The sequence below is a fragment of the Polynucleobacter sp. AP-Kolm-20A-A1 genome (assembly GCF_018688315.1).
Classification (GTDB): Bacteria; Pseudomonadota; Gammaproteobacteria; order Burkholderiales; family Burkholderiaceae; genus Polynucleobacter.
The window spans coordinates 1,221,889-1,247,666 of record NZ_CP061315.1; the positions used below are offsets into that span (position 1 = coordinate 1,221,889).

A 25,778-nucleotide genomic window follows, 5' to 3' on the forward strand; every position below is an offset into this window, starting at 1 on the left:
ACTTAGGTAGACTCAAGAATGTCTTGCAACTGATTACCCTCAGCCAGCAACTGATTAGCAGCCTCTACCACCTTGGCGTCCAGCTTTGGACCAGCCTCAGCATTAATCTCTTCCATCGCAGCAGTTAAACCTCGTGCAGGACGGTATGGTCTATGTGTTGCCATTGCCTCTATCGTATCGGCCACCGCCAAAATCCGTGATTCAAGGCAAATTTGATCGCCCTTTAAGCCTCCGGGGTAGCCTGTGCCATCCAGTCTCTCATGATGTTGGCGAACCATTTCAGCTATAGGCCAAGGAAACGGAATATCTTTCAATATTTGATACCCGGCCTCAACGTGCCCTTGGACCATCTGCATTTCTAGGTCAGTTAAGCGGGTTGGCTTAGTCAATATCTCAGAGGGAACCGAAACCTTACCAATATCATGAACCATTCCAGCCATGTACAAAGTCTGAGCAACCTCATCAGATAAGCCCAACTTTCTAGCAATCGCAACTGAAATTAATGCAACGCGTCTTTGATGGCCGGCAGTATAGGGATCTCTCCACTCCATCGTTTTTGACATTGCCTCAATCGTTGAGCGTAAAGCATTGGCAAGGCGTTCTTGAGTCTGCTCTTTCTCATGAATTTGATCGTCTAATTTATGCTGACGCTCAATAGAGCGCAGGCCAAAACCAATCTCCTTAGCCAAACTCTCAAAGAGCTGCTCCTCGGATGGCCCAAAAGCATGCGGCGCTTTGGAATAAACCAGCAATACACCAAAAGGATGGGAGTCATTGCCATCTGGGATAGGACACCCAATTGCAGATCGAATACCAAATTCTCGAGCCCGTATTCGCCAAGGCAAGAATCCCTCGTCAATTTCAGAGTCAGTGATAACGCTGCATTTTCCTGTGCGAATAGCAGTGCCCCCGGGGCCCAATCCTGTGAGAATTTCATCCGACCAACTAACAACAATATCTTTTAGGTAATTAGAGGCGGATCCCGCACTTCCTAAAACTGATACCGTTTTATCTTGATCCTCTTCTGCCTTGCCAACCCAAGCAAGTACATAAGGTCCTTGAGCGGCTATAGCGGTGCATACCTCCTGCACCAATAGATCGACTGAATCTGCGCGAGCCAAAGCTGCCGCAGCCTCAGAGAGTGCTGAAAGCGCCCAACCTCGTTTCTCGAGCTCCCGCTGAACCGCTAGCGCGGAAACATTTTCCCTCTTTTTATTGCCGTCATTCATATTCCTATTATGGCGCCAAAACATACACTAACAACACGTATCTAGCTTTTTTTATGCACCCCACCAAAAGCTGCAAATGCCTTGCTATTCAAGCATAAGTGGGGGAGTATGGGACGACAAATAGGAATTATTAAATGAATAAAGAAATAGAAAACATCTACTCTAAGCTGGTAAACCTGGAAACAGAGGTTAACAACCTACGACAGGGTTATGCGGTGATTAACCAACGCTATTCAGAGGCTATTGGGACACTCAAAAACCTTACATCAAGCGCGCTAGAGGCTGCTAAACGAGCTGCCATAGCCGCTGAGAAGGCATTGCTTGCTGCCCGCAATTCTGCAAAAGCAGCAAAGCTGGCGGCATCAGAAGCGGTAATTGATGCGGCAGAAGCAGCAGCAGACGCAGCGGCAGCATCCGCAGAAGCCTCAATTGAAGCAGCTGCAGCCGCGTCAGCAGCAGCAGCGGCAGCGGCAGCCGCCGTTGCCCATCAAGCCGAAGAATCTTCCGTAAAAGCGTCTGCCGAGGCGGCTGAGGCAACTAAGCGTGCAGCAGATGCAGCGGCAGAGGCAGTACGCATGTCGAATGCGGCCGCAGAATCAGCTCGTAGCGCTAGAAAAAAGGCTGGTTAACCTAGAGTATTGATTACTTCCGCAATTACCGGCTCACCAAATACTTGGATCGCATTTTTGCCGCTAGCCTTGGCGGAATACATAGCCACGTCGGCGTTATTGATCAGTTTATTTTCATCCAAACCATGATCTGGATAAACGGCAATACCGATGCTGGCACTTGAATGAAGTGCCTGCCCTTCAAAATCAATTGGGCTAGACATTACCTGAAGAATTTTTTTGCCTACCGTGATTGCGTCCTGTTCACCATCTATCGTGGGGAGTAAGATGATGAATTCGTCGCCGCCAACCCTAGCCAAAGTATCCGAATCTCGAATGCAAGATCTCATCCTCTCTGATGCTTCTTTCAGTACGGCGTCGCCCGCAAGATGTCCAAAATGATCATTGATCGTTTTTAAATTATCTAAATCAATAAATAGAATGGCAACCTTTTCTAAATTTCGCCTTCCTAAAGACATGGCATGCTGAAGTCTGTCAGAAAATAAGAGGCGGTTAGGCAAGCTTGTAAGAGAATCATGATGTGCTAAATACTGAGCCTTGGCATTCCTATGATAAGTACGCAATAAAAAGAATGAGCCGATGAATATCACTGCCAAGCTAAAGATGGTGGTATATAAAACCCCCCAAAGACTGGAGTACCAGCTCGCCAAGTACAGATCCTTGGTCACGGTAGATCCCACGATAAGAGGATAGTTTTTTACACTGCGAAATGATGCCATTCTCTCTACAGGCTGGTTGTTCATATTAAAGCCCGGAGCGTTTGTAAAGATGACTCCACCAGTGTTATCGCTATTTAATGAATTTTGAATCACGCTGCCTGTATTGAGCTTTCCAATCATGTTGTCCACAAAAGGCCAGCGTGTTAATAGACGTTGATCTTTGCGATATAAGGTTACAGATGAGCCATCACCAAGGCTTGAGCCAATGCGTTCATAAAGATTGGAGAAGACCTCAACCGATACCCCAACGAGGATTACCCCTAAAAACTGATTCTTTGATCCGTTGACTCGTTTGGCGAGATAAAACACCCACTTGCCATTGCCCTTGTTTTGGACTGGAAGACTAAAGAATGTATCTGAATCATCATGAGAGCTTAACCACTGAAAGTAATCACGATCGGCTAAATTAATTTTTGGCGCAGGATATGATCTTGAAAAGTTAATGACCTCTCCGTCTTTAGCCACAAATGTAGCGACATCAATAATAGGATTAGACTTGGTCTTTTCTTGAAGTAAATTAAATTGCTGCTGGTCGCCAGCAAACTTTCGATAATCTTGGTCAGACTGGACATTGGAGACTCGTAATACATCTTCAATGCTATCCAATGCGATTTTTGCGGAGTAAATAGTTTGCGAAGTGTGTTCCGCCAAAATAACAGTTAAGTTGGCAAGTTGATTCACGCGTGATTTGATGGTATTTTCACGCAATAAATAAGCCGATACCACCGCATTGATGATGAAGATCAGGGCCAATACAAAAGCTGTCAAGATAATTAATCTTGAATTACGCTTTACATCTGGTGGGGCTATATAGACCATATCAGTTACTTTGATTAAGCATCACCATAACGAGAGGCGATCTCGCTAAAGTAATCTTGCTCGTTTATGAATGCATCAACAACAGCTGGGTCAAAGCGCTTGCCTTTATTTTGAATGATCTCCTGACAAGCCTCTTCATGAGACCACTTCTTCTTGTAGACCCTTTCACTGACTAAGGCATCGTACATATCTGCTAGAGACATAATTCTGGCAGCCAAAGGAATATCTTGGCCTTTTAGTCCATTGGGATAGCCGCTACCATCCCAATTTTCATGATGTGAACCGGCAATATCAATGGCAACGTCTAACACCTTGGCGCTTTTTGTCTCTTCGAGTTTGGCCGCCCTCAAAACGCGCTCACCCAAAGCGGCATGAGTTTGCATAACAGCCCACTCTTCCGCGTCAAGACTACCTTCTTTTTTCAAAATATTATCCGGTATGCCAACCTTGCCAATATCATGCAACGGTGCAGCATGAACCATGTGCTCAATTGCGCGATCAGATAAATCATCGACGTAGTGCCCGAGATCTCTTAGGCTTTCAGCAAGCCTTTTAACGTATTGCTGGGTTCGCAAGATGTGATTGCCAGTCTCGTTATCTCTCACCATGGATAAAGCGTTTAAGCTCTGAAGCATACCGCTCTCAATTGCTCTGGCGTTACTACGATGCTCTCTCCATAGAGACTCCAAATAATAGTTGGTAATGATCACGCAAACCATAAGCAGCAACAGAATCGAAACTACGCGCAGAGAAAAACCGATTGCATCTTCTTGATACAAACTTCCCAGATTGGAATCAGCATAAAAACGTAGGTATATGGAGCGCATGACTCTGACCAATATCTCTACAAGCTCTATCACCATCAGAATTTTGATTTGGTATGCTTTAACCCTCTTCCTGACCAATAAAGCCAACTCAATTACTTGCCAAAATGATGCAAGCGCAAGGATGCCATTCATCAAATAGATTCGGTCAGCCGTAGTTCCAGTCGCAAGAAAATAAAAATAGGCAATTGAGGAAACAACAAAGGCGACTGCTGAAATTACCAATGTAGATTTATTAGCTTGACCACGCCAAGATCTAAATAAGATGCCGATACAAATTACGCCGCCGACAAGTGAGAGATTGGCTATTGCTAAAACAGCCTTACCACCCCAAGAGCCGATGAAAAAACAAGCCATCGATACAGCTAGCAAGAAGAGGCTTAGGGGCCAATAGAAAAGCTGCTTATTAGCTGCTGCACTATCGTGACGCGATAAGGAGCCTGCCAGCAGTCCAATAAGGATGACCAGACTTGAAAAATAAAAGGTTTGATTGGCTAATTGCATCTCTCTAAATTCTAATTCCAAGAGATGATTTACCAAAAGACGCAATTACCCTCGCTTTGACCGTATCAAAGAGGTAGGTGAGGATGTTTTGGGTGGGGATAATCTGAAAATCTAGGTGGGGCGAACGACGGGGCTCGAACCCGCGACAACCAGAATCACAATCTGGGACTCTACCAACTGAGCTACGTCCGCCGTTGTAGAGGTGACATTATAGCTTTTTGCTCAAAAACCTGTCAAAAACGCTGTTTATTGGGCCAAGTTAGGCACTTTCGTACTCAAAAGCAGCCCAATCCCCAAGGGTGAGACTGGCATCGATGAAGAAATCTACAATGGCCGCTTTACTTTGAACCTTGGCTAAAGCGTGGTGATCTGAAAGCCGTTGGCGCCAATAGCGCGAACCCGCCCTGCCATGGGCCAGACCCAAAATGTGCCTTGTGAAGGCGCCGATATAAAAGGGCTTGCCTTTTGCCTGACATTCATCAAACCAGGCTATGACCTGATTTACCAATCCGATCTGAATGCGATGCCACTCTGTCTCGCTAAAAAGATAGCCAGCTGCATCACCATCTGTGTTGATCATGTCGTCCCAGCCTAATAACAAAGCTGGGAAGTGATAAGCCGCCCTACCCACCATAAAGCCATCAAAGTCATTCCAGTGACCAGCAATTTGTTCGTTTGTTTCTAGACCGCCGTTGAGCAATACTTTGAGATTCGGGAATTGCTTTTGCGCATCCAATCGAAGTTTTGCAGCCACTTCATAACGCAACGGTGGTTTGCTACGATTTTCTTTTGGCGATAAACCTTTAAGCACGGCATTGCGCGCATGAATCGTGACTTGACTTGCGCCAGCATCCGCTACAGCGAGAATAAAGTTCAGCGCAAATTGATAATCAGCGTCTGAATTCGCAGCATCCATAGAGTCAAGGCCTAAGCGGTGCTTAACCGAGATTGGAATATCTACTGCGCCCTTCATTGCCTTGACGCACTGAGCCACGAGATTGGGCTCAGCCATGAGGCAGGCCCCAAAGGCACCCCGCTGTACACGCTCTGACGGGCAACCGCAGTTCAGATCTATTTCATCGTAGCCCCACTGCTGAGCAAGTTCGGCGGACCTTGCCAAATCGCTTGGCTCTGATCCGCCTAATTGCAGGACTACCGGGTGCTGATCTTGTGAATAATCTAAATGGCGCGGGACATCGCCATGCATAAGCGCCCCTGTCGTTACCATTTCGGTATAGAGGACAGCTTCTTTAGTAAGGGTGCGATGAAAAGAGCGGCAATGACGATCTGTCCACTCCATCATTGGAGCTACTGCTAGGCGTTTTTTATTGTTAACACTCATATCGACTTAACCCAGCACTCTCTTGCTAACAAATGATCTACCCTCATTAGTAATGGGATCATTGAAATGGATTTCTTTAGCCAAGAGCTGCAATGGACTGGAAAAGTCCAAATCATACTCTTGGTACGGCGTCAGAATTGGGTAGATCTGATCACCTTTAATAGGGACCCCCAAGGCATTGAGGTGGCAGCGCAACTGATGCTTCTTGCCGCTACCCGGCGTTAGTCGATATCTGGCCCATGGCTTCGTGATTTCAATGAGTTCGACTTGGGTGTCGGCATTGGGTTCGCCCTCTACTTCCTGCATCTGCAAGAAATGCTCTGATTCTTCTAGCCTGCTTTGATAGATGATTGGAAGCTTTTTTTCCAACGCCTCTGAGTATGGCGCAATTGCCTCATACACCTTCTTCACCGCCCGATCTCGAAATAGATTTTGGTATTGCGCTCTCTCATTAGGATTAATTGAGAAGATGACTAAGCCCGCGGTATCGCGATCAATTCGATGAATGGGGCTCAGGGTTTGAATGCCGGTTTTTTTCTTAAGCCGATTGAGCAATGTTTGATGCAAGTACAAACCACTCGGTGTGACTGGCAGGAAGTGAGGCTTATCTGCTACGACGATATGCGCATCCTGAAACAGAATGGTTTCCTCAAAAGGGATTACTGGCTCCTTAGCAAGTCGCCTGAAGTAGATTAAATGAATATTGGGCTGATAGGCGTCTTGCGATGCAACTGCCTGCCCATCTGCAGTCATCACTAGACCTTCGCTAAAGCGCGCTTCCCACTCACCCTTTTCAATATGGGGAAATTGATGGATAAAGAACTCCAAGAGACTGGGGTACTGCTTATCTGCTGGCAGATAAACGCGTGATGAGGATACCCCCTCGGAATTAACTTTCATGTTTGTAGCTTAGGATTTCAATAAGGTAATTTTAAGTGATTTGAGTGAATCCAATAAAAATGGGTGGCTAGGCCACCCATTTTGCTTTCTTCTTTCCTAACCAGGAAATGCCTATTTACTTCTCTTGGCCAACTTAGCTTCTAACTCCACTGCGAGATCAAGAGCGCCCATATAACCGGATTTCAGATGGTTTGGAAGATCGGGATCACCAACCATGGCACCCAGAGTCTCTACCAGACTAAAGACAATACCCTTGGCAGCACCAATCGCAATAGTCTCGCTAGCAACTGCCTCATCAATATGATTTACGGCATCTAAGAAATAATCATGGCCAGGCAATCCGTCTGGACCCAATGCTTCTTTAGTCATAGTCATCCTTTATTCAAGACGCAAGTCGCTACTACTAATCTGCAGCTGACCATTGTGAGTTAAACCTTTAATAAACTTCTTCTCTGCAGCCGATAAGAGCATCAGCTGATGTTTAGAGAAATGCTCTAAAGCATCTCCAAAAACAGAATCGGGGTCAACATCCTCTAGCGCCTCATAACTGAAGTGGCATTGGACATCTTTGCCGTCTAGTTTGGCGATATAAATAACACCACCATCAGCAGCCAGACTTGCTGGCCCTACAAACTCAATTTTCATAACATCTGATCCACTTTATAAAAGAACTTACGTGCGTAAGCCAAAATTTCTTTATCCGTTGGATGATCGACTGTTTCAACGCCAACAATCTTCTCTGCAACTTTAGGATCATGGTGGTGTGCATGCTTAATTAACTCAAGCTTGGCAGATCCTGGGCCAATAACCAAAATCTCTTTAGAGAGATTGACCGCCTGAATAACTGAATGCAGGTATTTAGAATCTAATTCTAATTTGCCGCTACCAACCACCCCACCCTTGTGGTGCAAATGTGCATGGCTAGACTTGGTTTTGATGACTTCTGCTTCGCTAGCGTCAGCACTTAAAAACATGACATGGGCTTCTTTATGGTCGATCCAAATAACTGCGTGATTTAAAGACATTGTTTTCCTATTATTTATAACGATGAATCTTTCACCATACTCCTTATTGGGCCCTGAAGCACGTTTAGAGTTGATTTAAGTCAAATTCCTACGTAGTCATGGGGGAATGCCTTGCAAATAGTCAAAATTAGATAAATCCTTATACTCAGATCATGTTAATGAGAGTTCGCCATGGTTAATCCACTGAATAAACTGATCCCCCTAAGATACCTTCCTTTTCTACTTTGTATTTTTGGGGCTTTATTTAGTTTTGCCACTTTAGAGCTCAATGAGAACCCTTGGGATAGTCGCGCTTGGCGTTACTTTTTTCTCTTTGGCGCATTAACTCTAGTGGGTATATATGACCTACTGCAAATTAGAATGTCGATCTTGCGTAACTACCCTGTCATTGGGCACTTACGCTTTATGCTCGAATACATCCGCCCTGAAATTCGCCAATACTTTATTGAAGGTGATAACGATGAGGCACCGTTTTCTCGTGAGCAAAGAACTTTGGTGTACTCACGAGCAAAGGCAGTCTCCGATTCCATTCCATTCGGCACAACTTTAGATGTCATGGCGCCTGGGTATCAGTGGATCAACCAGTCACTCATGCCAACGAAGTTACCAAGCCATGACTTTCGAGTAACGATTGGTGGCAAAGACTGCAAGCATCCCTACTCTGCCAGCATTTTTAACATCTCTGCCATGAGCTTTGGTTCATTGAGCGCCAATGCCGTGATGGCATTAAATCTGGGCGCCTACAAAGGGGGTTTTGCTCACGACACCGGTGAAGGATCGATCTCTATCTACCACCGCGTGCATGGCGGTGATTTGATTTGGGAGATTGGCTCTGGCTATTTTGGCTGCCGCAATCCCGATGGCACATTCAATGCCGATAAATATACTGAAAACGCCGTTGATCCTCAGGTGAAGATGATTGAAATCAAGCTCAGCCAAGGTGCTAAGCCTGGCCATGGCGGAATTCTGCCAGGCTCCAAGGTCACTCCAGAAATCGCTGAGGCTCGTGGTGTCAAAGTGGGCGAAAGTTGTATTTCTCCGAACTCACACAGCGCATTCTCATCCCCTTTAGAGCTGATGCATTTTATTCAGAAGCTACGCGACTTATCCGGCGGCAAACCAGTGGGCTTCAAGCTTTGCATTGGCCATCCCTGGGAGTGGTTTGGCATTGTTAAGGCGATGCTAGAGACCAATATCACACCAGACTTTATTGTGGTCGATGGCTCCGAAGGTGGTACCGGTGCCTCCCCAGTTGAATTTACCAATCACGTAGGTACGCCACTCCAAGAAGGTCTGCGCTTAGTGCACAACACCCTTGTTGGCACAAACTTACGAGATCAAATTAAGATTGGTTGCGCTGGAAAAATCATTAGCTCATTTGATATGGCAGTCGCCTTTGCTCTAGGCGCTGATTGGTGCAATAGCGCTCGAGGCTTTATGTTCTCAGTCGGGTGTATTCAGGCGCAAGTTTGTGACACAGGCTTTTGCCCTACCGGCGTAACAACACAAGATCCCGGTCGTCAAAAAGCCCTGGTAGTTCCCAATAAAGCTGAGCGCGTCTATAACTTCCATAATGAAACCCTAAAAGCCCTAAAGGAATTAGTAGAAGCTGCAGGCTTAAATCACCCGGGTGAAATTGATGCGCCCCATATTGTGCGTCGCATTAATAAGAATGAGATACGCCTTCTATCCGTATTGTTGCCAGAGATGCCTGCTGGGGAGTTACTCAAGAATGAACTCATTAGCGAGTCACTGAATCTGCCTAGAGCCTACAACCTCTATTGGAATAAAGCGCAAGCCAGCAGCTTTGGAGCGCTAAAAAGTTAAATGAAATTGAGTGCAGGTGGTAGATAGGAAGTTTTAGAGCAATAAAAAACCGCCCGTAGGCGGTCTTTTATTGAAGTAATTTACTTCTAGATGCTTAGTCTGCGTAAATGCCTGCAGCCTTAATGATCGGCGTCCACAATTCAATCTGCGCCTTCAGATTCTTTTTTAACCCTTCAGGAGTTGCATTTGCTTGTGATGGAATCTCAACACCTAACTCAGCCATGTGCTGCTTGTAGAGCGGATCTTGAATGGCGCCTTGCAATGCTTTAGCCAACTTATCCATCTCTGCTTTAGGCGTACCTTTTGGAGCGTACACACCGTGCCAAACTTTAACTTCAAAGTTTTTCAAGCCCTGCTCATTCAGAGTAGGAATCTTGTCAAAGGCTTTGATACGCTGCATGGTTGTTGTGCCGTATGGCTTAACTGCGTTGGTAGCCAACTGACCAGAAAGATTGGTTGTTTGGTCACACATCAATTGCACTTGTCCACCGATCAAATCGGTCAATGCAGGCGCTGTACCTTTGTATGGAACTGTAGTTAAGTCCAACTGAATACGGCTCATAAAGAGCAAGCCGCACAAATGGCTAGCAGAACCTACACCAGCATTTGCGTAAGCAATCTTGCCAGCGTTTGCTTTCATGTACGGAAGAAGTTCTTGATAGTTCTTAGGAGGTAAATCCTTATTGCCAACCAAGATCATCGGTACGTCAGCAACCTGCCCCACGTACTCATAGTCATTCAGCGGATCAAAGCCTAAGTTCTTGTACAGAGCTGGAGCTGTTGACATACCAATGTGGTGAATGAGGAGTGTATAGCCATCATTCTTCGAATTAATGACACGCTTTGCAGCAATCGTGCCACCAGCACCAGGGCTGTTATCTACGATTACCTGGCCTTTGAGTTGCTTACCCATTGCCAAAGCAAGTTCACGAGCTACTTTATCTGTTGGGCCGCCAGCAGAGAATGGCACTACCAAAGTAATTGGGCGGTCACCAGGAAAATCCGCAGCTTTTGCAGCAGAAATGCTGACGCTTAATGCACACAGCGATATTGCTGCAATACGGAAAATTGATTGAGACATTTTCACAGGATTCCTACCTTTCGCGATTAAACATACAAAGTAGTAGTTTAGAGAATTTGTCACTTGAGTGGGAGAAATTCTAGGTCAAAGGCGGTCAAAACATCATAAAGCTTTGAAATATCTATCTTTTATCCACAGGGCAAGCGCAACCAATCCAATCATGATGGGCACCTCAACCAGGGGGCCGATCACTGCCGCGAATGCCGCCCCAGAATTAATCCCAAAAACAGCAATGGCCACAGCGATAGCTAATTCAAAGTTATTACTTGACGCTGTAAATGACAAAGTACAGCAGCGCTTGTAATCGATACCCATCTTGCTAGTGATTACAAAGGTAATCAGGAACATGACACCAAAATAAATAAGCAATGGGATGGCGATCGTGAGGACATCGCCTGGCAACTGAAGAATCAACTTACCTTTTAGACTAAACATCACCACGATAGTAAACAATAAGGCTATTAAAGTGATCTTTCCAATTTTTGGCACAAAGTGTTCGTGATACCACTCCTTCGATACGAATTTAAGCGCCAGGAATCTAGTGAGCAAGCCAGCAATACAAGGAATGCCCAAATAGATAAATACAGTTTTGGCAATTTCAGCAATCGTAATATTGATATTTGAACTTGCGAGACCAAAGAATGGTGGCAATACTGTTAAGAAAACGTAGGCATACAAACTAAAGAACAGCACTTGAAAGATGGCGTTGAATGCCACTAGGCCTGCAGCATACTCAGTGGAGCCCTTTGCAATATCGTTCCACACAATCACCATGGCAATACAAGGTGCGATGCCAATCAAGATAAGGCCAGCCATATATTCCGGTTGATTTGGCACGAAGGTGATCGCCAGCAGAAACATGAATACTGGCGCAATAATCCAGTTCATCAAGAATGCAATAACAAAAATCTTCTTATCCCTAAATACATCCGGTAAATCTTCATAACGCACCTTCGCAAAAGGTGGATACATCATCAGAATTAAGCCTATTGCAATCGGGTAATTGGTGCTACCCACTTGAAAGGAGTTAATTAAATTCTCCACCCCAGGGAAGAAATAGCCCAGGCCAATGCCAAGGGCCATTGCGGCAAAGATCCATACCGTTAGATATCGATCGAGAAATGAGAGTTTTTTAGTTAATGAAGTCATGATGTTTATAACTGCGCGTGAATATTCTTCAGGCTCATAGAGTCCAATTTATCTAATGGCATTGCAGCCAAGATATCCAGACGTTTTTGAAGGCCGTTCATCACCTCATTAAACGCCGCCCTCTTCTCTAGATCAGTGCCTTGAACTTGTGATGGGTCCGGGAATCCCCAATGCGCTGTTACGGGGTTACCGGGCCAGAAAGGGCAAACCTCTCCAGCAGCGTTATCGCATACCGTGACAATGAAATCCATCTTAGGAGCTCCTGGCAGAGAGAACTCGTCCCAACTCTTGCTTCTCAGCTGGGATTCTGGATAGCCCAACTCTTTAGCGATTTGCGCGGCAAACGGGTTTACCTTGCCACCAGGGGTTGAGCCTGCAGAGTAGCCAACAAACTTTCCGCTTGGATGGGTTGATGCCAGTGCTTCGCCCAACACTGACCTTGCTGAATTATGAGTACACAGAAACAGGATGTTATATCGCTTCATACCCCTACTATCCCACTCTTTTATGACAGTTTGCTTAATATCTATCGATACTTATTTCTTAAGCTTGCCAAAGGCCGCAGCCATCGCATTATTGATTGGGAGCGCAGAGCGTCTGTCTTCCTGGGGCTTTCTGGCATCTGTTGCTCTAGGTCGGTTAGGTGCTCTTTGTTCTGGCTTAGCGCCTGGCTTAGGCGCCTCATCGCTTAAGCGCATAGTCAAGGCGATCCGTTTGCGCTTCTCATCAACCTCAAGCACCTTGACCTTCACCACCTGCCCCGCCTTGACCACGCTATGGGGATCTTTAACAAAGGTATTCGATAGCGCTGAAATATGCACCAGGCCATCTTGATGAACGCCAATGTCCACAAAGGCACCGAATGCGGCTACGTTAGTTACAACCCCCTCCAAAATCATGTCTGTTTTAAGATCGCTGATTTTTTCAACGCCATCTTTAAAAGTGGCAGTAGTGAATTCTGGGCGCGGGTCACGGCCAGGCTTTTCTAATTCCTTAATGATGTCAGTAACGGTTGGCACACCAAACTGACCATCGGCATATTTTTCTGGCGAGAGTGATTTGAGGAGGTTAGCATCACCAATGACTTCCTTGACACCCTTTTTAATGTCTTTCAGAATCTTCTCAACCAATGGATAGGATTCAGGATGGACTGCTGAAGCATCTAAGGGATCATCGCCATTCATGATGCGTAAGAATCCAGCGGCTTGCTCGTAGGTTTTATCTCCCAAGCGCGGAACACTCTTGAGGTCTGCCCTTGATTTAAATGCACCCTTGCTATCACGATAAGCAACAATACCTTCAGCCACTGTAGAGCTCAACCCTGAAACCCTCGCTAGCAATGGCGCTGAAGCAGTATTGACATCCACGCCTACAGCATTCACGCAATCCTCCACCACTGCTACCAATGACTTCGCCAATTGGGTTTGCATCACATCGTGCTGATACTGACCAACGCCAATCGATTTAGGGTCAATCTTAACCAACTCAGCCAATGGGTCCTGTAAGCGACGTGCAATCGATACCGCACCACGCAATGACACATCCATGCCTGGTAATTCTTTGGAGGCATATTCTGAAGCGGAGTAAACCGATGCACCTGCTTCAGAAACAACAATCTTAGTTAACTTGAGTTCTGGCTTAGCCTTAATGAGCTCCTGCGCTAATTTATCCGTCTCACGTGAGGCAGTGCCATTGCCAATCGAGATTAAGGTAGCGTTATGCTTCTCTGCCAATTTAGCCAAGGTATGCAGTGAACCTGCCCAATCGTTTTTTGGCTGATGGGGATAGATCACATCAGTATCAACGACTTTGCCAGTGGCATCCACTACAGCCACCTTCACGCCAGTACGCATTCCAGGGTCCAAGCCAATCGTTACCCTCGGACCTGCCGGTGCCGCCAAGAGAAGATCCTTAAGGTTGCGAGCAAACACATTGATCGCTTCGGTTTCTGAGCGCTCACGCAGTGCTGTCATCAACTCTGATTCCAAATGTAATGAGCACTTAATACGCCAGGTCCAGCGAACTGTGTCAGCTAACCATGCATCAGCTGGGCGACCTTCGTTTTTAATCTTAAAGTGATTAGCGATACGGTTTTCACAAGGATTATGTGGCGCATCCCACTTCGGCTTTTCCTCTTCAGTATCTAGGCGCAGATTAACCATCAACATCTGCTCGCGACGACCTCTAAACAAGGCTAAGGCACGATGCGATGGAATTGCTTTAATTGGCTCGGAATAATCGAAGTAATCAGCGAACTTCTCACCCTCTTGCTCTTTGCCGGCAATCACTTTGGATTCGACAACACCATGATCTTGTAAATACGCTCTTAATGACTGGACCAATGCCGCATCTTCGGCAAATCGCTCCATCAAAATTTGACGAGCGCCTTCTAGAGCGACTTTGGTATCCGGAACTCCAGGATTAGCAGTGCCGTCCACCTGAAAGGCTTCCTTAATGTATTTGGCCGCTTCGGTTTCTGGATCTAAATTTGGGTTATTGAGTAAATCATTAGCCAAAGGCTCTAAGCCGGCCTCTAGAGCAATTTGCGCCTTTGTTCTTCTCTTAGGTTTGTATGGAAGATAGAGATCTTCTAGGCGTGTCTTATCTTCCGCCAACATGATGGCTTTGAGTAGCTCTGGTGTCATCTTGCCCTGCTCTTCTATTGAGGCAACAATCGTTTTACGACGATCTTCCAACTCACGTAAGTACGTTAAACGCTCCTCCAATAATCGCAACTGAGCATCATCGAGTCCACCGGTTGCTTCTTTACGATATCGGGCAATAAAGGGAACTGTGGCACCCTCATCCATCAGGGCAATTGCAGCAGCCACTTGAGCAGGTTTAGCAGAGAGTTCTTGGGCAAGACGTTGTTCAATGGATGGCAGCATGAGGATCTATTTTTACTATTATTTTTGGAATATGGATTTCAATGAAGAACAAAAGCCACCCGGAGGTGACTTTTGTTGTGTAGCTTAGAGCGGCTTAGTCGCGTGATGCCTTCTTACGCTCATGCTCCTTGAGGTAGCGCTTACGAATACGAATGCTCTTCGGCGTTACTTCAACCAATTCATCATCATCAATAAACTCAACTGCGTATTCCAAGTTCATGGCGATTGGTGTAACCAAGCGAACCGCTTCGTCAGTACCAGAGGCACGAACGTTGGTTAATTGCTTACCTTTGATTGGGTTCACAACTAAGTCATTGTCGCGACTATGGATACCAATAACCATACCTTCGTACAAAGGATCTCCAGGGCTCACAAACATACGGCCGCGATCTTGCAACTTCCACAATGCGTATGCAACTGCTTCGCCGTCGTCCTGGCTAATCAATACGCCGTTATGACGCTCACCCAAGATACCGTCTTTGGCTGGTGCATAAGAATCAAAAGTGTGACTCATCAAACCGTTACCACGAGTCATGGTCATGAAATCACCTTGGAAGCCGATCAAGCCGCGTGCAGGAATACGGTACTCGAGACGTGTACGACCTTTACCGTCGCTCACCATGTCGAGCAATTCACCTTTACGTTTACCCAAGTCTTCCATCACAGCGCCTTGAGTTGTATCTTCAAGGTCAACTGTTAAGTTTTCGTACGGCTCCATCTTCACACCATCTACTTCATGGAACACAACGCGTGGACGGGAAACTGCCAATTCGTAACCTTCACGACGCATTGTCTCTACCAAGATAGTGAGGTGCAATTCGCCACGACCTGACACTTCAAATACGGTGTCATCGTCAGTTTCTTTAACGCGCAACGCCATGTTTGACTTCAACTCACGATCTAAACGCTCACGAATCTGACGGCTAGTAACAAACTTACCTTCACGACCAGCCAATGGGCTAGTGTTCACCATGAAGTTCATGGTCAATGTTGGTTCGTCAATCTTGAGCATTGGCAAAGCTTCTGGAACGTCTGGTGCACAGATCGTTGTACCAATCGCTAAATCTTCAATACCGTTTACCAATACGATGTCACCCGCTTGAGCTTCATCAACCAACTCACGCTCTAAGCCGCGGAATTTCAATACTTGGTTAATACGGCCTTTACGTTGCACGCCATCAGGACCATCCATAAATACCACGTCCATCAATGGCTTAACTGTTCCGCGGTTTACGCGGCCAACACCAATCTTACCGACATAAGTGCTGTACTCAATCGAGGTAATTTGCAATTGCAATGGACCTTCTGGATTGTCATCACGCACTGGAACATGCTTAAGTACAGTGTCAAACAAAGGACGCATATCGCCTTCGCGTACATCATCAGTCAAACCGGCATAACCGTTCAAACCTGAAGCGTACACAACTGGGAAGTCCAACTGCTCTTCAGTTGCACCCAATTTGTCAAACAACTCAAATGTTGCATTGATTACGTAATCAGTACGCGCGCCTGGACGGTCAACTTTGTTGATCACCACGATTGGCTTCAAACCTAAAGCCAAGGCTTTTTTGGTTACGAAGCGGGTTTGCGGCATTGGGCCTTCAACCGCGTCAACTAGCAGCAATACGCCGTCAACCATCGAGAGTACGCGCTCTACTTCACCACCGAAGTCCGCGTGTCCTGGGGTGTCAACGATGTTGATGTGTGTGCCGTCATACTCCACCGCACAGTTCTTGGACAAAATAGTAATACCACGCTCTTTTTCCAAGTCGTTTGAGTCCATGACGCGTTCGGTCATTTTTTCATTGGAGCGGAATGTGCCAGATTGGCGCAAGAGTTGGTCAACCAAAGTAGTTTTACCGTGGTCAACGTGGGCGATGATGGCGATGTTACGAAGTGCGCGTTTAGTCATGTGAAGCTTCTAAAGTTAAAGATAAGTAAAAAGGTTATAAATAATCAGTATTAGTGGGCCTGGGAAATCAATCGTTTCGGATGTAAAACTCCGGAACGCCAATCAGCAGTACCAATAAAGTTGTGGGGAGCAGCGGTCGCGCGATAGATGCGTACCAATGCTTCGATGGAGGGTAAATTGAGTGGAACACGTTGCCCCATCTCAAGGCGCTTAGCTTGTTGCTCATCCACAGTTAAGTGGGGCAAGGTTTGCAAAAGCGCATCAACCGGCAAAATATAGTCTGCTGTATTTTGCAAGCCGCTTTGAATGGATTCAATCGTAAAGGACTGCTCAAGCGTGAGATGCCCTACTTCGGTACGGCGTAAGCCAACCAAGTGAGCGCCGCAACCCAGCGCATTGCCAATATCTTCAGCCAAGACACGAATATAAGTGCCCTTGCTGCAACTCACTTCTAATGTAGCTTCTGGCCACTGGATATCAGTCCAACGAATTGCATGAATTGTGATGTCTCTTGGTGTGCGTTCTAATTCAACACCAGCACGAGCATATTCATATAAAGGTTTACCGTCGCGCTTGAGAGCAGAGTACATTGGCGGCACTTGAGATATTGCCCCTGTGAATTTCGGGAGCAAGGCATCTAGAGCTATTCTGATTTCCGCTTCGCTAGCAAATACAGGCAAAGACAATTCTTCAATGATTTGGCCTTCAGCATCACCGGTGTCGGTACGTGAACCAAATTTGACGCGTGCGATATAGGTCTTATCAGCTTCGAGTAAATCTTGGGAGTACTTAGTAGCCTCACCCAAACAAATAGGAAGCAAACCCGTTGCCATCGGATCCAATGTACCCGTATGACCAGCTTTGTCAGCATTAAATGCACGCTTAACTGCAGTAACTGCACCCTGTGAACTCATTCCAGCGGGTTTATCTAGCAGCACTACGCCGTCGATTCTGATAGCCATGAATTACTTATTCTCGTCTTTATGATCGCTCTCAACTGCTTGATCGATCAAACGAGACATTTCTATGCCATGCTCAACTGAGCTGTCATAGTGAAAATGCAATGTAGGAACAGTGTGAATGTGCAAACGCTTAAACAATAATGAATGCAAATAGCCTGCTTTTTCTTGAAGTGCTTTTAAGGCATGCTCAGGCTCAGCGCCCAAAACAGTAAAGAACACTTTGGCGTGCGCCAAGTCTGGTGTGAGCTCGATACTTTGCAAAGTAATCAAGCCCAGGCTTGGACTACGCAATTCACGTGGAATAAGCTCGGCCAGGTCTCGCTGAATTTGATCGGCGAGACGCTGGTTACGATGCGGGCTAGTTTTATGCATATTGCCTAGAACGCTTAGAGTGAACGAGCAACTTCAGTAACTTCGAATGCCTCAAGCTGGTCGCCTTCTTTAATGTCGTTGTAGCCTTTTAATGACAGGCCGCACTCAACACCGGCGCGAACTTCTTTAGCGTCATCCTTGAAGCGCTTTAGAGAATCCAATTCGCCTGTCCAAACAACCACGTTATCACGCAAGAGACGAACGCTTGAAGTACGTTTAACGATACCGTCAACAACCAAGCAACCTGCAATTGCGCCAACTTTAGATACCAAGAAGACTTGACGGATCTCAACCAGACCAGTGATTTCTTCTTTCTTATCTGGAGTCAACATGCCGCTCAGAGCCAGCTTCACTTCATCTACAGCGTCATAAATAATGTTGTGATATCGAATATCTACGCCATTGTTCTCAGCCAACTTACGCGCTGCTGCATCTGCACGAGAGTTAAAGCCAATGATGACTGCCTTAGAAGCAACCGCTAAGTTCACGTCAGTTTCAGTGATTCCACCTACCGCAGCGTGAACGATTTGAACCTTCACTTCTGGTGTAGATAACTTCATCAATGATTGAGCCAAAGCTTCTTGTGAGCCTTGAACGTCTGCCTTGATGATGAGTGGCAACAACTTCGCTTCGATAGCGCCTTCTTCCATGTTTTCCATCATGGTTTCGAGCTTGAATGCCTGCTGTTTAGCGAGCTTCACGTCACGGAACTTACCTTGACGGAAAAGTGCAATCTCACGAGCCTTGCGCTCATCAGGAACCACTTGTACAGCTTCACCAGCAGCTGGCACCTCTGCCAAACCTTGAATCTCTACCGGAATAGATGGGCCAGCTTCGTTACATGGCTTGCCGTTCTCATCCATCATGGCGCGTACGCGACCAAATGTAGAGCCAGCTAGCAACATGTCTCCACGTTTGAGTGTGCCGGACTGAACCAATACAGTTGCAACCGGTCCCTTACCTTTATCCAAACGTGCTTCAATCACCAAACCTTGAGCAGGAGCATCTTTCGGTGCTTTCAATTCCAAGATTTCAGCTTGCAAGAGTACGTTTTCTAGCAAAGCATCAATGCCTTCGCCAGTTTTTGCGGACACTGGAATAAATGGCACATCGCCACCGTATTCCTCAGGAACCACTTGCTCTGCAACCAATTCAGTTTTAACGCGCTCAGAGTTAGCTTCTGGTTTATCAATCTTATTGATCGCAACAACCAATGGAACGCCACCAGCAACCGCATGGTGAATCGCTTCTTTGGTTTGCGGCATCACGCCGTCATCAGCAGCCACCACCAAGATCACAATATCGGTTGCCTTCGCACCACGAGCACGCATTGCCGTGAAGGCTTCGTGACCCGGGGTATCGAGGAACGTGATCATGCCACGTGGTGTTTCTACGTGATATGCACCAATGTGCTGAGTAATACCACCGGCTTCACCAGTAGCAACTCGTGCAGCACGAATCTTATCGAGCAAAGAAGTTTTACCGTGGTCAACGTGACCCATCACCGTAACAACCGGAGGACGTGGCAACAATTCTGCATCATGACCATCTGTACCCAAATCTAAATCTGGATCATCCAATTTCGCAGCAAAGGCTTTGTGTCCCATTTCTTCTACGATGATCATCGCAGTATCTTGATCAAGCACTTGATTGATGGTGACCATCTGGCCCATACCCATCAACAACTTAATCACTTCTGCACTCTTCACCGCCATCGCATGAGCTAACTCAGCAACAGTAATGGTTTCTGGAACGTGAACATCACGCACCACTGGCTCTGTTGGAACTTGGAAATTCGTATCAACGTTCGCTTCAGCGATTTGACGCTGCTTCTTACGACCGCCGCCTGAACGCCAACCACCAACACCACCAGATGAATCACCACGAGTCTTCAGACCACCAGGCTTCTTGGCGCCTTCTTCTTGCCAAGTGGATGATGTTTCAGAAGACTTGATTGTTTTACCGCCAACTTTAGCAACGGCTTTTTTCTTGTCGTCTGCACCTTCAGCTTTAGCAGGCTTATGCAAAGTGCCTTTTTTCGCCTCTTCAGCAGCAATTTCACTTGGTGCCTTCAAAACACGAGCCGGAGCACTCATCATGTCGCGAATTGCTAAAGCCTCAGCTTCAGCAGCGGCACGGCGAGCACGAATATCAGCAAGTTCTTTTTCTTTGCTTGCGGCCAATTCTTTTGCAGCTTTATCAGCAACCGCTTTTTTCTCTGCAGCGGCAGCTGCAGCAGCTGGAGCTTCATCGGCAGGTGCCACTTCCTTTTCAACTGCAGGAGCGGCAACTTCTTTCTGACGAGCATCTTCAGCAGCCTTCATTTCGGCTTCTTGACGAGCTAACAACTCAGCTTGGCGAGTTGCCTCAGCTGCGCGCTTCTCTAACTCTTCTTCAGAAATGATTGGCTTGGCTGGTGCGGCTTTAGTTTCCGCTTTCGCTGGAGCAACTTCTGGGGCAGCTGCCTCAGGAGCTTTATCACCCGCCTTAACAAGCACACGCTTTTTACGAACTTCAACTTGCACGGTACGTGTACGTCCAGCAGAGTCTGCTTGACGAATTTCTGAACTTTCGCGCTTGATCAAAGTAATCTTTTTGCGCGCGCCAGTGTCAGCGCTGCCATGTGCTTTTTGCAAATGCTCGAGCAGGACAGTTTTGTCCTTTTCGGTAATGCTATCGTCCTCAGAACCTTTTTCGATACCGGCCGCCTTCAACTGCTCCAAGAGGTCTGGCGCGGTACGTTTTAATTCTTTAGCGAGTACTTTTACTGTTGTTGCCATGCACTACTTCCTCTCATGAAGTAAACCAATGTTCGCGCGCTTTCATGATGAGCGTTTTCGCAGTTTCTTCGTCAATTTGTGTCGCCTCAACCAGCTCATCAACAGCTAGTTCAGCAAGGTCGTCACGGGTATGAACTTGATTGTCAGCAAGCTTAGCAATCAGTTCTGTTGTCATTCCTTCTAAGGAGCGCAAGTCTTGTGAAACTTCACCAACGCGCTCTTCTTTTGCCAACTCCATAGTCAACAAAGAATCGCGAGCACGCGTACGCAACTCGTTCACAGTGTCTTCGTCGAAAGAGTCGATCTCTAACATTTCAGACAATGGCACATAAGCCACTTCTTCCAATGTGTTGAAACCTTCTTCAATCAAGATGTCAGCCACTTCTTGGTCCACATCCAACTTGTCCATAAACAACTGGCGTACAGAGGATGCTTCTTTTTCAGTTTTCTCAGCAGACTCTTCTGGAGTCATGATGTTGATCTGCCAACCAGTCAAGTCGCTCGCCAAGCGAACGTTTTGTCCGCTACGGCCAATTGCGATTGCCAAGTTCTCTTCGTCCACTACTACGTCCATGGCATGACGCTCTTCGTCAACCACGATAGAAGAAACTTGAGCTGGAGCCAAAGCACCAATCACAAATTGAGCTGGATCTTCAGACCACAATACGATATCCACTGCTTCACCAGCAACTTCATTACGTACTGCAGTAACGCGAGTGCCACGTACGCCAACACAAGTACCGATTGGGTCAATACGCTTGTCATAAGTAATCACAGCAATTTTTGCGCGGACACCAGGATCACGGGCTGCGCCCTTGATCTCTAGCAAGCCCTGCTCCATCTCTGGAACTTCGTTCTCAAACAACTTGATCAAGAAATCTGGGCAAGTACGTGAGAGTTCAATTTGTGGGCCACGTGCTTCACGATCCACTTTGAGGATGTATGCACGTACACGGTCACCAGAACGTAAGTTCTCTTTTGGAATCATTTGATCGCGACGGAGCAATGCTTCAACACGACCAGATTCAATGATGAGGCCATTCTTGTCGGCACGTTTGACGGTACCGGTCATGACTTTTTCGCCACGCTCAAGGTAGTCGTTCAAAATCTGCTCGCGCTCAGCATCACGAATGCGTTGCAAGATCACTTGCTTAGCAGCTTGTGCACCAATACGACCGAAAGCTAAAGATTCGATTTGCTCTTCGATGTAGTCGCCAACTTCCATGTCAGCGAGTTGCTCTTGAGCTTCAAATTGCAAAATCTCTTTATCAGGCTCTTGCAAACCGGCTTCGTTAGGAACAACCAACCAGCGACGGAAGGTTTCGTATTCACCAGTTTCGCGATCAATCGAAACGCGGATATCCACGTCTTCTGTTGCATAACGCTTCTTAGTTGCAGAGGCCAAAGCCATCTCCAACGCCTCGAATACGATAGCTTGATCAACGTTCTTTTCACGCGCTAACGCGTCTGCCAACATGAGAACTTCTCGGCTCATGACTTTCTTCCTTTGAAATCAATAACAGGGACCAACCGAGTCTTATCGACCTCGGCTAAAGAGAACTCCAATTGAGAGGGCTGACCATCAGCACCCTCAAATACCAAACCAAACTTTGCATCCGGTGAATTCAATTCACCACTCAGCAAACCTTGCAACTCACCACGAAAATTCTTGCGGTTACCAACGGCAACACGCAACTTCAAATCCACTTCCATTCCAGCGAAGCGCTCAAAATCAGCGGCACTTTTCACTGGACGATCCAACCCTGGAGACGAAATCTCTAAACGCTCATAAGGAATGTTTTCAACTGGCAAGGTGTAGCTCAACTGATGGCTCACCTTTTCGCAATCCAAAACAGTAATCATGCGTTCGTAATCTGGGTTTTCAATCGTGACGCGCAGCAATCCTCCGGCTTCACGCTCAATATCAACTAGCGTGTAACCCAAGTTTTCCAGCTCTGCAGAAATAACCTGCTGATCCTTCACGACTCCCCTTCATACCAAAATGGCAAAAAAAAATGGGCTTCAAAGCCCATATTCTCGAAATTCAGAACAGGCCGACTTACGTTGATCGCAACATCAGTCGGTAACAACTAAAAACAGCAGAATCCTGCTGTAAGACCAAAATTATAGCCTATTTAGGAGAAAACCGATACAAATCAGAAGCTTTCGCCCGGATTTCGCGGTTTTCTAGGCCCTTTATTGAAGGGTTTTCGCCCTTTTGGTGCGCCTCTTTTAGGCCCGTTTCCAGGAGTTTGAGGGTTACCGGTCACAAAAGCAGACTGTCCATGGTGCACTTTGCCGCCTTTACTACGATTTTGACCCTGGCCACCTTGACCGCCCTGTCCACCCTGTCCGCCACGGCCACCCTGACCACCCTGGCCCGGTCTACCGCCTTGGGTACGACCCCGGAATGGTCCGCGCCCTTCGCCAGAGCCGCCTCCACCGCCAGGTTTGCCGCCTCTGCCCTGGTGCGTTAGGCCGTTGTGGCCACTAGCAAGGGTTAAGGCGTCGCGAGAGCCCCAGTAAGAAACCGAGGTTTGCATTGGATCGGGCTGAAAGTCTTCCCCCATAGGACGACGATCGCGATTATTGGCATTGGGGTTGCGGCCCTTATCTTGTGGTTGCGGCATTTTTAAGCCAGCAGACTTCATCAAGTTGTAGATACCGCCAGCCTCAATCTCTTCCCATTTGCCACGCCTTAAGCGTGGAGGCAACAAGAAGATTCCGTAACGAGTTCGGATTAAGCGGGATACCGTATGACCGACTGCTTCAAACATACGACGTACTTCGCGATTACGGCCTTCATTTAATGCAACGTGGTACCAACGGTTAGCGCCTTCGCCGCCACCCATCGCTAAACGTAAGAATTTTGCTTGGCCATCATCAAGCGTAATACCGCTCTTTAATAGTGAAGTATTTTCTTGACTCAAGTCGCCCAAGATACGCACGGCATATTCACGTTCAACACCGTAACGTGGATGCATCAAACGATTTGCTAATTCACCTGAAGTTGTAAATAACAACAGACCTTCGGTATTAAAGTCCAAGCGACCTACTGCAATCCAACGACCTTGGCGTGGTTTTGGCAAACGATCAAATACGGTGGGACGACCCTCTGGGTCTGACTGGCTCACGATTTCGCCGGCAGGCTTGTGATACATGATCACGCGCGGCGGCTTCGTCTGAATCTTGCGATGCACTGGCTTGCCATTAATGCGTACTTGATCTGTTGGTCCGATGCGTTGACCAATATGAGCTGGTAATCCGTTAACCGATACACGTCCTTGAATAATCAAGTCTTCCATATCGCGACGTGATCCCATGCCAACGTCAGCTAATACTTTGTGCAACTTAACAGTATCTTCGTCGTCAGCATCGTCATCTAAGCCGTCAAGGTCTGACCATACTTCATCACGCAAACTGAGAGGCAAATCATCGACGTTTGCAAATTGCAAGCTACTCACTTCATCTTCTGTTGGCGCATCCGGATCTTCATCTTCACGTGAACGCTGTGCACGTTGTGCGCGACGCTCTGCACCCGTTTGATGAGAGATCTCATTCTCATTGACACCATCAGGATTTTTGACTTCTTCTACTTCAGGTGCATCCAATGCGGCATCGAATTCGCCGGACACCACTGAAGCAAATAAGGCTTCGCTCTCAGCTGGGTTTGGGGCTAGTTTTGAAGATTGGTTATTCCCTGGATTGTTGCCACCCTCGCGCGGCCCATTGGTATCGCCACCTTCGCGGCGTGGCCGATCTTTATTAAATGGGCGCTTCTTATTAAATGGATGCTTGCCACTACCTTGTCGGCGCGGACGACGCTCTCCACGCTCGCCACGTTCTCCACCTTCAGTCTTTGGGCCATCAGAATGCGATGGCGCAGCGTCTGAATTAGAAGGGGTTGCCGATGGATTTACTACCGGGGATGAATCGTTTTCGTTGGAGCTTGTCATTAATAATTATTTTGTTTCGTCTGTTTTATCTTCAGACTCAGGGGTAGCTTCTTCAGCCACTTCGATAGTTGTTTCTTCTGCAATCATCTCGATTGCTTCTACTTCTACTGTTTCTTCAACAACAGCAACTTCTTGTGCGTCAGCATCAATGACTACTGTTTCTACTGTAGCTGATGGATCAAATTCCATTACAGCTTGACCTAATTGTTCTGCAGCAGCCATTGGCGCAGCATCTTCCAAAATTGGCAAGCTTTGTAAATTTGTCAGACTGAGATCATCTAAAAATTGCTTGGTGGTTGCATATAAGCCTGGGCGACCAATTGTTTCTTTATGGCCAATGACTTCAACCCAACCGCGATCTTCCAACTGCTTCATGACGTTGCTACTCACTGCAACACCACGGATCTCTTCAATCTCACCACGTGTTACAGGCTGACGGTAAGCGATGATGGCTAAGGTTTCCATCACGGCGCGTGAATACTTTGGCGGCTTTTCTGGGGTTAGGCGATCAAGGTATTCGCGCATTGAAAGGCGGCTCTGAAAACGCCAACCCGTAGCGATATGCACTAACTCCATGCCCTTGTCATCCCAAGCGCGCTGCAACTCGACCAATGCTTCATCGATATCAGCCGTAGTGATGTCATCAACAAATAAGCGAGACAAATCAGCAACGGTGAGTGGCTCCTGCGCGCACAGGAGGGCTGTTTCAATTACGCGCTTATTGTGATCGTCCATAAAATTCGGGCTACCAGGAGTAATCCTGATTAGGCTTTAAAAATGTATTCAGTAATGGGTTTTGGTGTTTTCTAGCGACTACGGACAATCCATCTCATCAGTTCTTATGGGAATATGCCCGCGCT

Annotated in this window: 22 protein-coding genes and 1 tRNA gene; 2 read left to right on the forward strand and 21 right to left on the reverse strand. The window is 46.8% G+C overall.

Annotated features, from left to right (window positions below; genetic code table 11):
* Window positions 1–2: 2 nt before the first annotated feature.
* Window positions 3–1,229, reverse strand: a complete 1,227-nt coding sequence (locus C2745_RS06100) for an HD domain-containing phosphohydrolase (RefSeq protein WP_215383492.1) — start codon at window positions 1,227–1,229, stop codon at window positions 3–5.
* A 134-nt stretch (window positions 1,230–1,363) separates the two neighbouring features.
* Between C2745_RS06100 and C2745_RS06105 the strand changes: the two genes are divergently transcribed.
* Window positions 1,364–1,858 (forward strand): hypothetical protein, encoded by a 495-nt coding sequence (locus tag C2745_RS06105; protein ID WP_215383493.1) that lies wholly within the window; start codon window positions 1,364–1,366, stop codon window positions 1,856–1,858.
* Here the strand turns inward: C2745_RS06105 and C2745_RS06110 are convergent.
* From C2745_RS06110 to C2745_RS06145, 8 genes are all read right to left on the reverse strand, one after another.
* A complete protein-coding gene (locus C2745_RS06110) occupies window positions 1,855–3,396 on the reverse strand; it encodes a diguanylate cyclase domain-containing protein (RefSeq protein ID WP_215383494.1) in 1,542 nt (513 codons plus the stop codon). The genes C2745_RS06105 and C2745_RS06110 overlap by 4 nt on opposite strands.
* A gap of 14 nt (window positions 3,397–3,410) precedes the next feature.
* A complete protein-coding gene (locus tag C2745_RS06115; RefSeq protein WP_215383495.1) occupies window positions 3,411–4,724 on the reverse strand; it encodes an HD domain-containing phosphohydrolase in 1,314 nt (437 codons plus the stop codon).
* A 116-nt stretch (window positions 4,725–4,840) separates the two neighbouring features.
* Window positions 4,841–4,916: transfer RNA gene (locus C2745_RS06120), tRNA-His, on the reverse strand.
* A gap of 67 nt (window positions 4,917–4,983) precedes the next feature.
* Window positions 4,984–6,066 carry a tRNA dihydrouridine(20/20a) synthase DusA gene (gene dusA / locus C2745_RS06125; protein WP_215383496.1) on the reverse strand — a complete coding sequence of 361 codons (1,083 nt, stop codon included), beginning with the start codon at window positions 6,064–6,066 and terminating at the stop codon, window positions 4,984–4,986.
* Between the two features lie 6 nt (window positions 6,067–6,072).
* Window positions 6,073–6,966 carry a pseudouridine synthase gene (locus C2745_RS06130; RefSeq protein ID WP_215383497.1) on the reverse strand — a complete coding sequence of 298 codons (894 nt, stop codon included), beginning with the start codon at window positions 6,964–6,966 and terminating at the stop codon, window positions 6,073–6,075.
* 111 nt (window positions 6,967–7,077) lie between these two features.
* The gene (locus C2745_RS06135) at window positions 7,078–7,335 is read right to left on the reverse strand and encodes a hypothetical protein (RefSeq protein ID WP_215383498.1); all 258 of its coding nucleotides are present in this window, start codon (window positions 7,333–7,335) and stop codon (window positions 7,078–7,080) included.
* Window positions 7,336–7,344: 9 nt separating this feature from the next.
* Window positions 7,345–7,611 carry a DUF1488 family protein gene (locus tag C2745_RS06140; protein WP_128113664.1) on the reverse strand — a complete coding sequence of 89 codons (267 nt, stop codon included), beginning with the start codon at window positions 7,609–7,611 and terminating at the stop codon, window positions 7,345–7,347.
* Window positions 7,608–7,991 carry a translational machinery protein gene (locus tag C2745_RS06145; protein WP_215383499.1) on the reverse strand — a complete coding sequence of 128 codons (384 nt, stop codon included), beginning with the start codon at window positions 7,989–7,991 and terminating at the stop codon, window positions 7,608–7,610. The genes C2745_RS06140 and C2745_RS06145 overlap by 4 nt, the downstream gene beginning before the upstream one ends.
* Before the next feature lie 171 nt (window positions 7,992–8,162).
* Between C2745_RS06145 and C2745_RS06150 the strand changes: the two genes are divergently transcribed.
* On the forward strand, window positions 8,163–9,818 hold the full coding sequence (locus C2745_RS06150; RefSeq protein WP_215383500.1) for an FMN-binding glutamate synthase family protein: 1,656 nt from the start codon (window positions 8,163–8,165) through the stop codon (window positions 9,816–9,818).
* Between the two features lie 94 nt (window positions 9,819–9,912).
* On the opposite strand, the gene C2745_RS06155 is transcribed toward C2745_RS06150, so the two are convergent.
* From C2745_RS06155 to scpB, 12 genes are all read right to left on the reverse strand, one after another.
* Window positions 9,913–10,899 carry a tripartite tricarboxylate transporter substrate-binding protein gene (locus C2745_RS06155; protein ID WP_215383501.1) on the reverse strand — a complete coding sequence of 329 codons (987 nt, stop codon included), beginning with the start codon at window positions 10,897–10,899 and terminating at the stop codon, window positions 9,913–9,915.
* A 102-nt stretch (window positions 10,900–11,001) separates the two neighbouring features.
* On the reverse strand, window positions 11,002–12,048 hold the full coding sequence (gene arsB / locus C2745_RS06160) for an ACR3 family arsenite efflux transporter (protein ID WP_215383502.1): 1,047 nt from the start codon (window positions 12,046–12,048) through the stop codon (window positions 11,002–11,004).
* A gap of 5 nt (window positions 12,049–12,053) precedes the next feature.
* Window positions 12,054–12,533 carry an arsenate reductase ArsC gene (locus tag C2745_RS06165; RefSeq protein WP_215383503.1) on the reverse strand — a complete coding sequence of 160 codons (480 nt, stop codon included), beginning with the start codon at window positions 12,531–12,533 and terminating at the stop codon, window positions 12,054–12,056.
* 51 nt (window positions 12,534–12,584) lie between these two features.
* Entirely contained in the window at window positions 12,585–14,936 is a 2,352-nt protein-coding gene (locus C2745_RS06170) for a Tex family protein (protein ID WP_215383504.1), read from the reverse strand.
* A 94-nt stretch (window positions 14,937–15,030) separates the two neighbouring features.
* Window positions 15,031–16,848 (reverse strand): translational GTPase TypA, encoded by a 1,818-nt coding sequence (gene typA, locus C2745_RS06175; RefSeq protein WP_215383505.1) that lies wholly within the window; start codon window positions 16,846–16,848, stop codon window positions 15,031–15,033.
* 50 nt (window positions 16,849–16,898) lie between these two features.
* On the reverse strand, window positions 16,899–17,810 hold the full coding sequence (gene truB / locus C2745_RS06180) for a tRNA pseudouridine(55) synthase TruB (protein ID WP_215383506.1): 912 nt from the start codon (window positions 17,808–17,810) through the stop codon (window positions 16,899–16,901).
* A gap of 3 nt (window positions 17,811–17,813) precedes the next feature.
* Window positions 17,814–18,182, reverse strand: coding sequence for a 30S ribosome-binding factor RbfA (gene rbfA, locus C2745_RS06185; RefSeq protein ID WP_215383507.1), 369 nt, complete (start codon window positions 18,180–18,182; stop codon window positions 17,814–17,816).
* Between the two features lie 14 nt (window positions 18,183–18,196).
* Complete coding sequence (infB, locus tag C2745_RS06190) at window positions 18,197–20,962, reverse strand: translation initiation factor IF-2 (protein WP_215383508.1); 2,766 nt, start codon at window positions 20,960–20,962, stop codon at window positions 18,197–18,199.
* A gap of 13 nt (window positions 20,963–20,975) precedes the next feature.
* Window positions 20,976–22,457 carry a transcription termination factor NusA gene (gene nusA / locus C2745_RS06195; RefSeq protein ID WP_215383509.1) on the reverse strand — a complete coding sequence of 494 codons (1,482 nt, stop codon included), beginning with the start codon at window positions 22,455–22,457 and terminating at the stop codon, window positions 20,976–20,978.
* Entirely contained in the window at window positions 22,454–22,945 is a 492-nt protein-coding gene (gene rimP / locus C2745_RS06200; RefSeq protein WP_215383510.1) for a ribosome maturation factor RimP, read from the reverse strand. Before rimP ends, nusA begins: the two co-directional genes overlap by 4 nt.
* A gap of 173 nt (window positions 22,946–23,118) precedes the next feature.
* Window positions 23,119–24,918: a pseudouridine synthase gene (locus C2745_RS06205; protein ID WP_215383511.1), complete on the reverse strand. Its 1,800-nt coding sequence runs from the start codon at window positions 24,916–24,918 to the stop codon at window positions 23,119–23,121.
* A gap of 6 nt (window positions 24,919–24,924) precedes the next feature.
* On the reverse strand, window positions 24,925–25,653 hold the full coding sequence (gene scpB / locus C2745_RS06210; protein WP_215383512.1) for an SMC-Scp complex subunit ScpB: 729 nt from the start codon (window positions 25,651–25,653) through the stop codon (window positions 24,925–24,927).
* Window positions 25,654–25,778 lie beyond the last annotated feature (125 nt).

Bases quoted from the DNA above. Each gene is read 5' to 3' on its own strand.
- C2745_RS06100 (WP_215383492.1), bottom strand. From the start codon at position 1,229: ATGAATGACGGCAATAAAAAGAGGGAAAATGTTTCCGCGCTAGCGGTT.
- C2745_RS06105 (WP_215383493.1), top strand. From the start codon at position 1,364: ATGAATAAAGAAATAGAAAACATCTACTCTAAGCTGGTAAACCTGGAA.
- C2745_RS06110 (WP_215383494.1), bottom strand. From the start codon at position 3,396: ATGGTCTATATAGCCCCACCAGATGTAAAGCGTAATTCAAGATTAATT.
- C2745_RS06115 (WP_215383495.1), bottom strand. From the start codon at position 4,724: ATGCAATTAGCCAATCAAACCTTTTATTTTTCAAGTCTGGTCATCCTT.
- dusA (WP_215383496.1), bottom strand. From the start codon at position 6,066: ATGAGTGTTAACAATAAAAAACGCCTAGCAGTAGCTCCAATGATGGAG.
- C2745_RS06130 (WP_215383497.1), bottom strand. From the start codon at position 6,966: ATGAAAGTTAATTCCGAGGGGGTATCCTCATCACGCGTTTATCTGCCA.
- C2745_RS06135 (WP_215383498.1), bottom strand. From the start codon at position 7,335: ATGACTAAAGAAGCATTGGGTCCAGACGGATTGCCTGGCCATGATTAT.
- C2745_RS06140 (WP_128113664.1), bottom strand. From the start codon at position 7,611: ATGAAAATTGAGTTTGTAGGGCCAGCAAGTCTGGCTGCTGATGGTGGT.
- C2745_RS06145 (WP_215383499.1), bottom strand. From the start codon at position 7,991: ATGTCTTTAAATCACGCAGTTATTTGGATCGACCATAAAGAAGCCCAT.
- C2745_RS06150 (WP_215383500.1), top strand. From the start codon at position 8,163: ATGGTTAATCCACTGAATAAACTGATCCCCCTAAGATACCTTCCTTTT.
- C2745_RS06155 (WP_215383501.1), bottom strand. From the start codon at position 10,899: ATGTCTCAATCAATTTTCCGTATTGCAGCAATATCGCTGTGTGCATTA.
- arsB (WP_215383502.1), bottom strand. From the start codon at position 12,048: ATGACTTCATTAACTAAAAAACTCTCATTTCTCGATCGATATCTAACG.
- C2745_RS06165 (WP_215383503.1), bottom strand. From the start codon at position 12,533: ATGAAGCGATATAACATCCTGTTTCTGTGTACTCATAATTCAGCAAGG.
- C2745_RS06170 (WP_215383504.1), bottom strand. From the start codon at position 14,936: ATGCTGCCATCCATTGAACAACGTCTTGCCCAAGAACTCTCTGCTAAA.
- typA (WP_215383505.1), bottom strand. From the start codon at position 16,848: ATGACTAAACGCGCACTTCGTAACATCGCCATCATCGCCCACGTTGAC.
- truB (WP_215383506.1), bottom strand. From the start codon at position 17,810: ATGGCTATCAGAATCGACGGCGTAGTGCTGCTAGATAAACCCGCTGGA.
- rbfA (WP_215383507.1), bottom strand. From the start codon at position 18,182: ATGCATAAAACTAGCCCGCATCGTAACCAGCGTCTCGCCGATCAAATT.
- infB (WP_215383508.1), bottom strand. From the start codon at position 20,962: ATGGCAACAACAGTAAAAGTACTCGCTAAAGAATTAAAACGTACCGCG.
- nusA (WP_215383509.1), bottom strand. From the start codon at position 22,457: ATGAGCCGAGAAGTTCTCATGTTGGCAGACGCGTTAGCGCGTGAAAAG.
- C2745_RS06205 (WP_215383511.1), bottom strand. From the start codon at position 24,918: ATGACAAGCTCCAACGAAAACGATTCATCCCCGGTAGTAAATCCATCG.
- scpB (WP_215383512.1), bottom strand. From the start codon at position 25,653: ATGGACGATCACAATAAGCGCGTAATTGAAACAGCCCTCCTGTGCGCG.